Source organism: Pseudofrankia sp. EUN1h (assembly GCF_001854645.1).
Taxonomy (GTDB): domain Bacteria; phylum Actinomycetota; class Actinomycetes; order Frankiales; family Frankiaceae; genus Pseudofrankia; species Pseudofrankia saprophytica.
Map to the genome: position 1 here is coordinate 75,462 of NZ_MBLN01000071.1, position 13,578 is coordinate 89,039.

Consider the following 13,578-nt stretch of genomic DNA (forward strand, 5'->3'; position numbering starts at 1 on the left):
AGGCAGGTAACGCGAGGCTGCGCCAGCAGGGGGAATAGGGTCAGGACATGCCGGCCATCGTCGACGCCTCCGTCGAAACCGCGCTGGCGCGGACCAGGCGGGCTCGGCGGATCGTGCGGATCCTGGGCGAGCTGCATCCCGACGCGCGGATCGCGTTGGACTTCACCAACCCGCTCGAACTGCTGGTCGCGACCGTGCTGTCGGCGCAGTGCACCGACAAGAAGGTCAACGAGGTCACCCCCGCCGTCTTCGCGAGATACCCCACCGCCGCGAGCTACGCGGGTGCGGACCGCGAGGAGCTCGAGCAGCAGCTGCGCCCGACCGGCTTCTTCCGTGCGAAGGCGAATTCGCTGATGGGGCTCGGTGCCGCGCTGGTGGACCGGTTCGACGGCGAGGTGCCACACAAGCTCGACGAGCTGGTCACGCTGCCCGGTGTCGGCCGCAAGACCGCCAACGTCGTGCTCGGGCACGCCTTCGACACGCCGGGCATCACCGTCGACACCCACGTCGGCCGCCTCTCCCGACGGTTTGGCCTGACCACCAACGACGACCCGGTCAAGGTCGAGTCCGATCTCGCCACGCTGATCGAGCGTAAGAATTGGACGATCGCCTCCGATCGGATGATCTTTCACGGCCGGCGGATCTGCCACGCCAGGCGACCGGCCTGCGGCGCCTGCGGCGTCGCGAAGCTGTGCCCGTCGTTCGGCGAGGGCCCGACGTCGGCCGCGGACGCGGCCCGGCTGGTCCGCGGCGACGCCGAAGCGGCCAGATGACGGCTCCCGACGGCCTCCCGCGCGCCAGCTCCCCCAGCGCCGGCCTCCCCGTCGCCGGCGGGCCGAGCGCCGGCGGCCCGCCCAGCTGGCTGCGCACGCTCGCGGCGGTGGTCACCCGCGACGGCCTGCCGGTCCGCGAGGAGGGCTGGCCACCGCCACCGCCGGACGCGCGGCCCGCGGCCGTGCTGATCCTTTTCGGCCAGGGCGAGCGCGGCCCGGACATGCTGCTGCTCGAACGGTCCGCCGACCTGCGCAAGCACGCCGGCCAGCCAGCCTTCCCCGGCGGCGCCGCCGACCCGACGGACGACTCGGCGGTCCACACGGCGCTGCGCGAGGCCCGCGAGGAGGTCGGGCTGGACCCGGCGGGCGTCGAGATCCTCGGTGCCGCGCCGCGCCTCTACCTGCCCCACAGCAACTACCTGGTGACCCCGGTGCTGGCCTGGTGGCGCGTGCCCTGCCCGGTCTACCCGGTCGACCCCGGCGAGACGTCGACGGTCGCCCGGGTACCGGTCGCGGACCTCGTCGACCCGGCGAAGCGGGTCCAGCTGCGCCACCCGCGCACCGGGAAGCCGAGCCCGGCGTTCCGGGTCGCCGGCATGACGACGGTGTGGGGCTTCACCGCCGGCATCCTCGACGCACTGCTGCGCCTGGCCGGCCTGGAACGGCCGTGGGGCGAGGGCCCGCCGGTCGACGACCCGGCCGTCAACGCCTCGATCGCCCGCGCCGCGCGCGAGCTGGCCCAGGCCGGCGACGCCGAGGCTGCCGGCGAGATCGACCCCCACGACCTCACGACGGACGACACGGACACCGTGGACGGCGTCGACGGCGTCGAGCCCGACGGCCTGGGCGCCCCCGACAACACCGCTGGCACCGGAACCGGTGCCGGCCCGACGAAGGGCTCGGCGGCTTGAGGATGTCGACGGCGGGCCGCCGCCTGACCGTGACGGTGATCGGGGCCCTGGCGCTGGCCGCGGCCGGCRCCGGCTGCACGGCCGAGCACCCGGACGCGCCGAAGCCCACCGCGGTCCTGACCCCGACGGTCACGGACGGGGTCCAGGTCTTCCATCTCATCGGCCTGGCCGACCTGCGGTTCTCGGCGGCCACGTTGAACGCCCGGCCCGGGAAGATCCGCGTCGACTTCTCCGTGGCGGACGGCTCCGCGTCCCACAACTTCGTGATCCCCAAGATCCCAGCGGCGCGCACCGACATCGTCGGCGCCGGAATGTCACGGTCGGTGACCTTCTCCGTCACCACGCCGGGCGACTACCCGGTGATCTGCACGCTGCACCCGAACATGTCCGCCACACTGCACGTCGGCTGACGCCGACCGAGAAGACCGCCTCCTGTGTTGAACATCCTGGACATCGTCCTGCTGCTCCTGGTGCTGGCGTTCGCCGTATCCGGCTACCGGCAGGGCTTCGTGGTCGGCGCGCTGTCGTTCGTCGGCTTCATCGGCGGCGGGATCCTCGGCGCCCAGATCGCCTACCCCATCGCCAGGCTGATCGGCCAGCGCGAGCACGGCGCGGTCATCGCCCTGGTCACCGTCCTGACTCTCGCCTGCCTCGGCCAGGTGGTCGGGACGGCCACCGGCGTCGCCCTGCGCAGCCGGCTCACCTGGCGGCCCGGCGAGACCGTCGACTCGCTGGCCGGCGCCGTGCTGTCGGGGCTGTCCGTGCTGCTGGTCGCGTGGCTGATGGCGACCGCGCTGGAACGATCCCCGTTCACCACCGCCGCCCGCGAGGTCCGCGGTTCCACCGTGCTGACGACGGTCGACGACGGCATGCCCACGGGTGTCCGGGAGACGTTCTCCAGCCTGCGCCAGCTCGCGGACGGCAACGGCTTCCCCGCGGTGTTCTCCGGCCTCGGCAACGAGTCGATCGTCGCCGCCGACCCGCCCGACGCCGCGGTGGTGAACGCCGCCGGGGTCACGGCGGCCGCCGCCAGCGTGCTGAAGGTGCGGGGCATCGCGCCGTCCTGCTCACGGCAGGTCGAGGGCACCGGGTTCGTGTACGCGCCGCAGCACGTGATGACCAACGCGCACGTGGTCGCCGGGGTCCGGGAGCCGGGCGTGGAGGTCGGCGGCCGCCTGCTGTCGGCGCGGGTGGTGGTCTTCGACCCGGAGCGCGACGTGGCAGTGCTCTACGTCCCCGACCTCAACCGGCCGCCGCTGCCGCTGCAGACCTCACCCCCGGGCCACGCCGACGACGACGCCGTCATCGCGGGCTTCCCGGAGGACGGCCCGTACCGGACGGAGCCCGCCCGGATCCGCAACCGGCAGAAGGCGAAGGCGCCCGACATCTACTCCCACGGCACCGTGGTACGCGACATCTACGCGGTGCGCGGCACGGTGCTGCCCGGCAACTCGGGCGGCCCGCTGCTCTCGCCGAACGGCGCCGTCTTCGGCGTGGTCTTCGCCGCCGCGACCGACGACAACGACACCGGGTACGTGCTGACGGCGGCCGAGGTGAGCGGCGCGGCCCAGGCGGGCGAGGTCGCCACCGCCCCGGTCAGCACCCAGGGCTGCCGCTGAGACCGCGGCGCGGGGCTGTCAGGTCGGGGTGGCGAGCCAGCGTAGGAGGAGGTCGCTGACCAGCGTGGGGGCCTCCTCGGGCAGGAAGTGGCCGGCGCCGGGAAGCAGCTGCCAGGTGTAGGGCCCGCTGACGTAGCGGCTGGAGCCCTGGGCGGTGTCGGGCAACAGGAACGAGTCGGCGTCGCCGTGCAGCTGCAGTACGGGGCAGGTGACCCCGCGCCGCAGCGCCTGCGCGAACCGCGCGCCATCGGGCCGGAACAGCGAACGGAACACCCAGCGGTGGTACTCCAGCGAGCTGTGCGCCACGCCGGGAATCCGCATCGCCGCGCGGTAGCGCTCTTCCTCCTCGTCGCCGGGGAACCCCGGACCGCTCCAGGCGCGCAGCAGCTCGCCGACCTGGGCCGCCTCACCGGCGACCAGCTGGCGCTCGGGCAGCCACGGCAGCTGGAAGGTGAACAGATGCGACCCGGCCAGGCCCTGTGCTCGGGGGCTCACCGCGTACTGGTGGCGGACCCGCAGCGGGTGCGGCATTCCGAGAACCGCGATCCGGCGGACCTGGCGTGGCCACAGGGTCGCGGCGGTCCAGCACGCGAGCCCGCCCCAGTCCTGCCCGACCAGCACGGCGTCGCGCTCACCGAGCGCGCGGATCAGCCCGGCGACGTCGTCCGCCAGCGTGAAGGCGTCATATCCGCGCGGTGGCTTGTCGCTCGCCCCGTAGCCGCGCAGGTCGGGCGCCGCCACCCGGTAGCCGGCGGCGGCCAGCGCCACGAGCTGGTGGCGCCACGCCCACCAGAACTGCGGGAATCCGTGCAACAGCAGCACCAGCGGGCCTTGGCCCAGCTCGGCGACGTGCAGCCGGGTGCCGTTCGCGGAGACGTCTCGATGCCGCCACGGCCCCTCGATCAGCACGCTGGCGGGCTCAGACGCGACCACCTTCGCCACCGATCGGCCCCCGTAGGTTCGGCACCCGCCCGTACGTCTGGCAGCCCACCGGCGACACCAGCGCTCGCGGGCTCAGCCCCAAGACGCCGCCCACGGGCCAGCCGGGAGCAAGACGGCGCCCGCCCACCAACAGCTACGACACCGAGCATGCCCTACGCCGGGCCCACGGCGCCCACGAGGGCCGACGCCCTCCCCACCCGGTCCCGGACCGAGGCGTTCGGCGGCGGCCCTCGGCGGCCGTCCCTCAGCGGCGGTCGGTGCCAGCCTGCGCGGTGCCGGCCGGTGCGGTGCCAGCCCCGCGACCCGCCGCGCCGGAGCCGATCGAGTGCCGCAGCACGGCGACGTCCTCACGGACGGACGAGATCGCCCGTTGCGGCGGCCGCAGCTTGCGCAGCCGCATCGCGCCGACCAGCGCGAGCATCCCGGCGAGCGCCAACAGCAGCACCGCCGTGATCAGGAAGGACCAGAAACGCTCGAGGCCGGCCCAGGTGAACAGCTCACCAAGGAAGATCGTCAGTGCGATCAGGGCGCCGAGCCCCAGCCCGGCGGCGGCACCGATCAGCCCGGCGCCGACGGCGGCCGACGCCGCCTGCCGGGCCAGTTCCGCCTTCGCGAGGTCGATCTCCTGACGGACGAGCAGTGACATGTCCCTGGTCGCGATCGCGACCAGCTCGCCCAGTGAGGCTTCCTTCCCCGCGCGCCGATCCCCGTTCCCGAGCGTCACCGCAGTCCCTCCCATCCCCCGGCCGTCGGGAGGGCACAGGCCGGCCGATTCACCGCCGGCCGACTCACGCCCGCCGGGCCGGCTCACACCCGAGCCGACCCGCGCCCTCGCCCGGCTCCGCTTCCCCGGTCCCCTGCTTCCAGTCTGACGCCCACGGCACGCCCACGCGGGCCATAGCGACGAGTGGATGGGCGTGTGGCCCGGATTACCGCCACTCGTGGGCCCGGCGGCCGTGGAGAACGCGGCCACCCATCCGGGCGGGTAGCGTCGGCTGCGTGTCGACAGCGCCCAGCCCGCAGGCCCGTATCGAGGCTGACCCGTTCGCCAGGGTCGCGGCGCTTCCCGGCGTGGACGAGGCGGTGACGGCCGCCCGCTCGGCCGTCGACGCGCTGCTGCGCCACCGGGTGCTGCGCCGGCGCAGCGCGGAGGTCACGGCCGAGGCTTCGCTGCGCTCCGCCCGGGCCAGCGCCGCGCTGGAGGGCCGCGACGTCGCGATGGAGACCCTGCGGGACCGTCTCACCGCCGGCGAGGACGGGCACGGCGGTGGCACCCCCGCGGCGGCCGGCCAGCCGTCAGGTCCCGCGGACGACGACCTCGCGGTGACTCTCGGGGCGGTCCGGCTGTACGCCGAGCTCGGCGGCCTCAGCGCGGCCTGGGAGCGGGCCCCGCGCCAGGCGCTCGCCCGGATGCACACCCTGCTCGGCCGGGGCATCGTCGCGGACGGCGAGCTTGGCCGCCCGCGCGCCGCCGCGGCCACCGCCGACCCCCTCGGGCTCGGTCCGGCTCCGAGCCCGGCGGAGGTGTCCGCCCGGCTGGACGGGCTGGTCGGCCTGCTGGTCGGGCGAACGGTGGCGCCGGCGATCGTGGTCAGCGCGATCGTCCACGGCGAGCTGCTCGCGCTGCGCCCCTTCGGCAGCCTGGACGGGATGATCGCGCGCGCGGCCGCCCGGCTGGTCCTCATCGGGCGGGGCCTGGACCCCAAGGCGGTGACCGCGAGCGACGTGGGCCATCTGGAGGTCGCGCTCGGCGAAGGAGCCGCCGGCATCGCCTCGCCCGACGTCACCTACCGGGCCGCCGCCGCGGGCTACGCGCACGGCGGCGCGGACGGCGTGCGCGCCTGGCTGCTGCACTGCGCCCGCGCCGTCGAGCTCGGTGCCCGCGACTCCCTCGCCGTCTGTGAGGCCATCAGCAGGTCCTGAGCGGCCCTGGCGCCCCTCGTCCTGGCGGGAGCCCCTCGTCCTGGCGGGAGGGCCAAGCCCCCCGCCCGAACCCTCTTTCGTACCGCGCCGGCTGGCCTGTGGATGACGGTCATCCACAGGCGGTCCGACGGGGCACGGTGGTGCGACCGAACCGTCCGCTCCGAAGGGACCAGGGCGCCATGGCCACCGGCCCACCGATCGTCCGCCTCGCACCCATCGTCGCCGCCCAGCCGGGTGGCACCACCCAGCCAGCCGGCGCGGCCATGCCCACGGCCGCCTCCCGGTCGGTCTCGGGCCCATGGCCGGCAGGCCTGGCCGAGTCACCAGCGCCGGCAGCCGGGGAGCTGGCCCGATGACGGCGCCCGCCCACGGCGTGCCGGCGGCGACGATCGCCGGCGTGCGCGACCGGCTGGTGGACGGGGCCCATCCGCCCACCCAGGCGGACGTGGCCCGGGCGCTCGCCGAGGTCGCCGGGCCGCTGCCCGAGACCCACCGGGAGGTGACCCGGCGGGTGATCACCGCCGAGCTGTTCGGCGCAGGCCCGCTGGACGAGCTGCTCGCCGACCCGGCGGTGACCGACGTACTGGTGAACGGGCCTGCTGAGGTGTGGGTCGATCGCGGCGAGGGGCTGGAACGTGCCGCCGTCTGGTTCGCCGACGACGACACGGTGCGCCGGCTCGCGACCCGGCTCGCGGCCAGCGGCGGGCGGCGGCTGGACGCGGCGGCGCCCTACGCGGACGCGCGGCTACCCGACGGCACCCGGCTGCACGCGGTGCTCACGCCGGTGGCGGCCGGTGGCACCTGCCTGTCGCTGCGCCGGCCGCGACAGGTGCCGATCGGCCTCGCCGAGTTCGTCACGGGTGACGTCGACGGTGGCGGTGGCGGTGGCGCGGGCCGCGACGGCGACGCGCTCGTCGACGTGCTGCGCGCGCTCGTCGACGCCCGGCTGGCGATCGCCGTCACCGGTGGAACGGGCAGCGGCAAGACGACCCTTCTCGCCGCGCTCCTCGGCCGCGTGAGCGCGGCCGAACGCGTCGTGGTCGTGGAGGACACCGCCGAGCTGACGCTGGAACGCGACAACCTCGTCCGGCTGCAGGGCCGGCCGCCCAACATCGAGGGCGCGGGCGCCATCACCCAGCGCGACCTCGTCCGGCAGGCGCTGCGGATGCGGCCCGACCGGCTGGTCGTCGGGGAGGTCAGGGGACCTGAGGTGCTGGACCTGCTGGTGGCCTTCAACACCGGGCACGAAGGCGGCCTGACGACCATTCACGGGAATGCGCCCGGCGCGCTGCCGGCCAGGATGGAGGCGCTGGGCGCGCTCGCGGGCCTGACCCGGCCCGCCCTGCACAGCCTGCTGGCGGCGGCCGTGCAGGTCACCGTCCACCTGCGCCGGGATGACGCCGGCCGGCGCGTCGTCGCCGCCGTGGGCGTACTGCGCCAGGACTCCGACGGGCTGGTGCGGGTCCGTCCGGCGCTGGTCGCGACGCCGCCCGCGCCGCCCGAGGCGCCGGGCGGCCGCATGCTCCCGGCGGACGGCATGCCCTGGCTGCGCGACCTGCTGCGTGATCGCGGTGTCGGTCTCCCGCCACCGTTCGGGTCCAGGCCATGACCGCCGCGACGCGGACGGCGCGGGCGGCCGCCCCACCGATCAGGGGGGCGGCCGTCGTCGCGGCGGTGATCGGAGCCGGCGCGGTCGCGGGGCGCGCCGGCGCGCTCCTCGCCGCGTTGGTCGGGGTGGCCGCCGCCACCGGCATCCGCGCCGGGCGGCGGGCGGCGGCCCAGCGGCGGCTGACGGCGGCGAGGGCGGTCGCGGAGGACCTGTTGGCCGCGTTCGCGGCCGAGCTCGACGCGGGCGCCGACCCGGACACCGCCCTCAGAGCGGCCATGGCCGCCGCGGGGCGGCGGGCACCCGACGATCTCGGCCGCGACCTGCCTGAAGCCCTGGCCGGGGCGAGCGACGCCGCCACCCTCGTGGACGGCCGCGCCGTGGGCGCTGACGAGCTGGCGTCGCTCTCAGCCGGGCTGGAGGCCGGTGAGGATCCGACCGGACTGCTCGCCGGCTGCCGGACACCCGTGCTACGCCAGCTCGGCGCGGCCCTGTGGGTCTGCCGGACCGGCGGGGCCCGGTTGGCGCCGGTCGCGATGACGCTGGCCACGGCGGCGCGGGCGGATGCCCGGCAGGCCGGCGAGCTCGCCGCCGCGCTGGCGGGGCCGCGCTCGTCCGGGCGGTTGGTGGCGGGCCTGCCGGTCGTCGGCATCCTGTTCGCCGCCCTGCTCGGCGCCCGGCCGGCCCACGTGCTGCTCGCCACGTCAGCGGGCTCGGCCTGCCTCACCGCCGGGGTCGCCCTCGATCTGCTTGGCCTGCGCTGGCTTCGCTGGATCGGCGACCGGGTGGCCCGCGGCGCCGAGCCGGCGGCATCCTGGGACGCGCGCCTGGACGAGCCCGGGCTCCGGGCGCGGGCCGGGCAGTCCGGCCAGTCCGGGTCTCGACCCGGGCGGACGGCGGTGGGTGCCGGGTTGGCGGCCGTGGCCGGGGCCGCCGCCGCGGCACTCCTCGCTCACGGCCAGCGCGGGCCCGGGATGGTGGCCGCGGTGGGCGCGGCGGCGTTGCTGGTCGGCGCGGCGCTGCCCGTCGACCCCGACCGGGCGCGGCGGGCCCGGCTGCTCGCGGACCTCCCGTTCGCGCTCGACCTCGTCGCCGCCTGCCTCGCCGCGGGCGCGACCGTGCCAGCGGCGCTGGAGGCCACGGCCGCCGGAGTCTCAGGCCCGCTCGGCGTAGAGCTCAGGGCAGCCGCCCGCGGGCTGCGCCTGGGAGCGACGGCGACACGGGCGACGGCCCGGCTGGTGGCGGCTGGCACGGCGCCGAGCGGCCCGCTCGACGCGCTGCGGCGGCGTGCCGGCGCGGGTCAGCGCGCGAGTCCCGCGCGCCCGCTGGTGGCGGCGGCCCTGGCGTTCGGGCGGGTCGAGAGCAGCGGGGCCCGGCTCGCTGACGCGCTCACGAGGATCGCCGCTCGCACCCGGGCCCAGTCCCACGACGAGGCGATCGGCGCCGCGCGGCGGGCAGGCGTCCTCACGGCAGCGCCGCTCGGGTTGTGCTTCCTGCCCGCGTTCCTGCTCCTGGGCGTGGTCCCGACCATCCTCGGCTCGCTGCCCGGCGCGCTCCCGAACTGATGGGGCGCTCCTATGGACACGTTGGCGATATCCCCGCATCACAGCCCCCCGCATCCCACCCACGGAGGTGTCAGCCCATGCCCCCGCTGTCAGCGCTGTTCCTACTGCCCGCGTTGCTCTGTGGCTGCGCGCTGCTGGCCCACGGGCTCGCCCACCGCCTGGACGACCCACGCCCCCGGTCCGGGGGCCTGGCGCGCCGGAACGCCGCGGGCCGCGACGCGGGCATGTCGACCGCCGAGTACGCCGTGGGCACCGTCGCCGCGGTCGCGTTCGCGGGCGTGCTCTACGCCGTCGTCAGCAGCTCGGCCACCCAGGAGATGATCATGTCGGTGGTCCGGCGCGCGCTCACGCTGCCCTTCTGACCGCTTCGGAGGCAACTGATGACGCGGATCCACCTCCGCCAGCCGAAGGCCGCCGGACCGAGGCTGGCACCCGCCAGGCGCACACGGCCGCGCCGTCCACACGACAGCGGGCACGCGACCCGGCCCGCCAAGGGGCACGCGCCTCAGTCCGACAGCGGCCAGGCGACCGCTGAGCTGGCACTTGGGCTGCCGACTCTCAGCGCCGTCGTCCTCCTCGCGCTCTGGCTGCTCGCGGCCGCCGGGGCGCAGGCCCGGGCCCAGGAGGCGGCCAGGATCGGGGCACGGGCCGCCGCGCGTGGGGACGACGACGGCCGGGCCGCGGCGTGGGCACGCCTGGCCGCCCCGCCGGGCGCCACGGTCACGATCTCCCGGCAGGCCGACGAGGTCACGGTGACGGTTCAGGCCCGGCTGGCCGCGACGGGTTCCCTGCTGCCACCGGCCCACGTCACGGCCAGCGCCGTGGCCCCCGTGGAACCCGCAACGGCCGGCGGGCAGGTCGAACCCGGCGGGCCAGGCGAGGCGGCTCCCGGATGAGCCCGGCAGCCAGGTGGCCGGCACGACACGGCGACGATCGCGGGTCGGCGACGGTGCTGCTGCTGGGCTGGCTGATGGTTCTCGCGATGTCGGCCGGGATCCTGCTGGCAATCAGCGCGGTTTCGCTCGCCCGGCGCCAGGCGGCCACCGGCGCGGACCTCGCGGCGCTCGCCGCCGCGTCGGACCGCACCGGTGACCCGGCCACCGCCTGCGGCCGGGCACGGGTCTTCGCCGCGCGCAACGGCGCCGAGCTCGTCGCCTGTCGAACCACCGGCGACGCGGTCGAGGTCGTCACGCGGGTACACCCGCCGCCGGCCTTGCGGCTGCTCGGGCCGCTCGCCGCCACCTCGCGTGCCGGTCCCTGGATCGGAGTGACCAGCCGGGCAGAGACGGGAGCCGGCGGATGATCGAACCCGGGCCGGCCGTCCACCGACGGCCTCGCCGAACCCACCGGGATCATGGCCGGCCTCGCCGCCACCCTGGAAGGCCGGCCGGCGGCGGCCCTGGGCACCGCCCGCCAGCCCGGTGAGCGCCCGCCGGCCCGGCGGGTCATGGCCCGTCCAGCCTGCCCAGGATCGTGGTGAGGAGGCGGACAGCGGCGGCCTTGTCGAGTGGCTCGTTGCCGTTGCCGCACTTCGGTGACTGCACGCACGACGGGCACCCGGCCGGGCACTCGCAGGCGGACACGGCATCACGGGTCGCCGTCAGCCAGGTGCCGAAACGCCCATAGCCGCGCTCCGCGAAGCCGGCGCCGCCAGGGTGGCCGTCGTAGACGAACACCGTCGTCTGCTCGGTGTCCGGATGCAGCGCGGTCGACACACCGCCGATGTCCCAGCGGTCACAGGTGGCGAACAGCGGCAGCAGCCCGATCGCGGCGTGCTCGGCGGCGTGCACCGCGCCCGGCACGTCGGCCCGCTTGACGCCGGCATCCGCCAACAACCCGTCCGAGACCACGTACCAGACCCCCCGGGTACGCAGGTGGCGGGGCGGCAGGTCGAGCGGGACGTCTCCGAGCACCTCGCCGGTGGTGATGAGCCGCCGCTGGTAGCCGACCACCTGGCTGGTCACCTCGACCGTGCCGAAATACACGGCCAGGTCACGGTCGACGACCCGTGCCCTGGTCTGCTCGACGATCCGGATGTCGGTGTGGTCGCGGGCCGTCGTCGTCCAGTCCGGCGCGGCCTGGGCCGCGAAGGCGACCGACTCCTCCAGGTCGAGCTCCTCGACGACGAAGCTCACGCCCTGGTGCAGATAGACGGCGCCGGAATGCACGGTCGAGTGCGAGGTCGCCGCGTCGACGGTGCCGAGCAGCCGCCCCGTGTCGGCCTCGACGATCCGCACCGGCGGGCCGCCGACACCCCGGATGTCGACGTCGGGCCGGCCCCGCTGGGTCCAGTACCAGCCGGCCGGCCGCCGGCGCAGCCGGCCGCGCCGGACCAGGTCGTCGAGCACCGGCCGCGCGGCGGGCCCGAACAGCTCGAGATCGCTGTCGGTGACGGGGAGCTCGGCGGCGGCGCACTCCAGCTGCGGGCCGAGCACGTATGGGTTGTCGGGGTCGAACACCGTCGCCTCGACGGGCCGGCCGAACACCGCCTCGGGGTGATGCACCAGGTAGGTGTCCAGCGGGTCGTCCCTGGCGACCAGCACCGCGAGCGCGCCCTGCCCCGACCGGCCGGCGCGGYCGGCCTGCTGCCGCAGCGAGGCCAGCGTCCCCGGATAGCCCGCGATCACGGTGGCGTCCAGGCCGCTGATGTCGACACCGAGCTCGAGCGCCGAGGTCGCGGCGACGCCGAGCAGGTCGCCGGAACGCAGCCGGGCCTCCAGCTCCCGCCGCTCCTCGGCGAGGTAGCCGGCCCGGTAGGCCGCGACCCGCTCGCCAAGCTCGGGCGCTACCAGGCCCAGAGCCCGGCGGGCCGAGTTCGCCACCACCTCGGCGGCACGCCGCGAGCGGACGAAGACCAGCGTGCGCACGCCGTCAGCCACCAGGTCCGCGAGCAGGTCCGCCGACTCGGCGGTGGCCGAGCGCCGCACCGGCGCTCCGTTCTCACCGGCACCCAGGTCCCCGCCACCTTCGGCGTCCCCGCCACCTTCGGCGACCTCGACACCATCGGCGAACTCGCCACCTTCGGCGCCTTCAGCCACCATGGCCATCCGGCCGTCCACGGCGGCGGCTGGCGGGCGCCCGCCGGTGAGGAACAGCGGCGGCTCGTAGAGGACGAAGTCGGTCGCCCCGCGCGGGGAGCCGTCCTCATCGACGACGTCGACGTCGAGGCCCGTCAGCCGGGACGCGGCGACGCCCGGGTCGGCGACGGTGGCCGACGCGAGCACGAACACCGGGTTCGACCCGTACCGGGCGCAGACCCGCCTCAGCCGGCGCAGCACCTGCGCGACGTGCGCGCCGAACACCCCGCGGTAGCCATGGCACTCGTCGATGACGACATAGCGCAGACCGCGCAGGAAGGGTCCGAACCGGCGGTGGCCCGGCAGGATCCCCCGGTGCAGCATGTCGGGGTTGGTCAGGACGAAGGTGGCGTGCGCGCGCACCCACTCCCGCTCGCCGGTCGGCGTGTCGCCGTCATAGCTGGCCGCGCGGACGGCCGTCAGCGCCAGGGAGCGCACCGCGCGAAGCTGGTCGTGGGCCAGCGCCTTGGTGGGAGCCAGGTAGAGCGCCCGCGCCGACGGGTCGCCGAGCAGCGTGGTGAGCACCGGCAGCAGGTAGCCGAGCGACTTGCCGGATGCCGTCCCGGTCGCGAGCACGACGCTTCGGCCCGCGAACGCCGCCCCCGCCGCCGCGACCTGGTGGCTCCACGGCGCCGTGACGCCCGCGGAGCGCAGCCGCCCCAGCAGCAGCGGGTCCGCCCACTCCGGCCAGTCCACGGCCGTCCCCGCCCGCGCGGGAACTCGCTCGACATGGGTCACGCATCGGTCCCGCCGACGGTCGGCCCGCAGCCGGGACAGGATCTCGGACCCGCGGTCGCTGCCCACCTCGGACTCCTGCCTCCCGCGCTTGTCAGCGGACGTGGTCAAGACGTGGCCAATCCGGCTCACCTCGTTCTCGGGTGCTCCAGGCGTTCTCAAGAGTAGGCAGGCCGCGCTATGCCGCACTGTCCTGGTTGTTCGCCCGGGTGCGAGCGGGGGCACGCGCGGCTCTCGGACCAGCGGAGCGTGGACCTGCGCCGAACAGGGCGGAAGGCCACATCGGTGCCTTCCGGCCGGGCCTCACCGGCCGGTCACCGAGAGTGGCAGACGGAAACAGAAGATCCGGCGTAGATTCCCGGTGGCGTCGGTTCGCGTCAGGTCCGGCGCGCCGGGTTATTCCGACGCGTCGGGCCGTGGTGGTGTG

Annotated in this window: 13 protein-coding genes; 10 read left to right on the top strand and 3 right to left on the bottom strand. The window is 75.9% G+C overall.

Going from position 1 to position 13,578, the window contains the following annotated elements:
- The first annotated feature begins 47 nt into the window (after positions 1-47).
- From nth to BCD49_RS27435, 4 genes are read left to right on the top strand one after another with little or no spacing between them, the layout of a single operon-like run.
- Complete coding sequence (nth, locus tag BCD49_RS27420) at positions 48-773, top strand: endonuclease III (protein WP_007512406.1); 726 nt, start codon at positions 48-50, stop codon at positions 771-773.
- Positions 770-1,684 carry an NUDIX hydrolase gene (locus tag BCD49_RS27425; RefSeq protein WP_007512407.1) on the top strand — a complete coding sequence of 305 codons (915 nt, stop codon included), beginning with the start codon at positions 770-772 and terminating at the stop codon, positions 1,682-1,684. The genes nth and BCD49_RS27425 overlap by 4 nt, the downstream gene beginning before the upstream one ends.
- A 2-nt stretch (positions 1,685-1,686) precedes the next feature.
- Positions 1,687-2,094 (top strand): cupredoxin domain-containing protein, encoded by a 408-nt coding sequence (locus BCD49_RS27430; protein ID WP_071042055.1) that lies wholly within the window; start codon positions 1,687-1,689, stop codon positions 2,092-2,094.
- 27 nt (positions 2,095-2,121) lie between these two features.
- Complete coding sequence (locus BCD49_RS27435) at positions 2,122-3,303, top strand: MarP family serine protease (protein WP_083401731.1); 1,182 nt, start codon at positions 2,122-2,124, stop codon at positions 3,301-3,303.
- A gap of 18 nt (positions 3,304-3,321) precedes the next feature.
- Here the strand turns inward: BCD49_RS27435 and BCD49_RS27440 are convergent, their stop codons facing one another.
- Both BCD49_RS27440 and BCD49_RS27445 read right to left on the bottom strand, forming a co-directional pair.
- A complete protein-coding gene (locus tag BCD49_RS27440; protein ID WP_007512412.1) occupies positions 3,322-4,245 on the bottom strand; it encodes an alpha/beta fold hydrolase in 924 nt (307 codons plus the stop codon).
- A gap of 244 nt (positions 4,246-4,489) precedes the next feature.
- Positions 4,490-4,969 (bottom strand): phage holin family protein, encoded by a 480-nt coding sequence (locus BCD49_RS27445; RefSeq protein WP_007512414.1) that lies wholly within the window; start codon positions 4,967-4,969, stop codon positions 4,490-4,492.
- A gap of 275 nt (positions 4,970-5,244) precedes the next feature.
- On the opposite strand from BCD49_RS27445, the gene BCD49_RS27450 reads away from it, so the two are divergent.
- The 6 genes from BCD49_RS27450 (at position 5,245) to BCD49_RS27475 (ending at position 10,642) form a co-directional block, all read left to right on the top strand.
- The gene (locus BCD49_RS27450; RefSeq protein ID WP_007512415.1) at positions 5,245-6,168 is read left to right on the top strand and encodes a hypothetical protein; all 924 of its coding nucleotides are present in this window, start codon (positions 5,245-5,247) and stop codon (positions 6,166-6,168) included.
- Between the two features lie 352 nt (positions 6,169-6,520).
- Positions 6,521-7,777: a TadA family conjugal transfer-associated ATPase gene (locus BCD49_RS27455; protein ID WP_007512418.1), complete on the top strand. Its 1,257-nt coding sequence runs from the start codon at positions 6,521-6,523 to the stop codon at positions 7,775-7,777.
- On the top strand, positions 7,774-9,339 hold the full coding sequence (locus tag BCD49_RS27460; protein WP_035924485.1) for a type II secretion system F family protein: 1,566 nt from the start codon (positions 7,774-7,776) through the stop codon (positions 9,337-9,339). The genes BCD49_RS27455 and BCD49_RS27460 overlap by 4 nt, the downstream gene beginning before the upstream one ends.
- Positions 9,340-9,416: 77 nt before the next feature.
- Positions 9,417-9,701 carry a DUF4244 domain-containing protein gene (locus BCD49_RS27465; protein ID WP_007516576.1) on the top strand — a complete coding sequence of 95 codons (285 nt, stop codon included), beginning with the start codon at positions 9,417-9,419 and terminating at the stop codon, positions 9,699-9,701.
- A gap of 18 nt (positions 9,702-9,719) precedes the next feature.
- Positions 9,720-10,235, top strand: coding sequence for a TadE family type IV pilus minor pilin (locus BCD49_RS27470; RefSeq protein ID WP_007516575.1), 516 nt, complete (start codon positions 9,720-9,722; stop codon positions 10,233-10,235).
- Positions 10,232-10,642: an Rv3654c family TadE-like protein gene (locus tag BCD49_RS27475; protein ID WP_007516573.1), complete on the top strand. Its 411-nt coding sequence runs from the start codon at positions 10,232-10,234 to the stop codon at positions 10,640-10,642. The genes BCD49_RS27470 and BCD49_RS27475 overlap by 4 nt, the downstream gene beginning before the upstream one ends.
- Before the next feature lie 142 nt (positions 10,643-10,784).
- Here BCD49_RS27475 and BCD49_RS27480 read toward each other — a convergent pair whose 3' ends face one another.
- Positions 10,785-13,220, bottom strand: coding sequence for a DEAD/DEAH box helicase (locus BCD49_RS27480; RefSeq protein WP_071042066.1), 2,436 nt, complete (start codon positions 13,218-13,220; stop codon positions 10,785-10,787).
- Between the last annotated feature and the right edge of the window lie 358 nt (positions 13,221-13,578).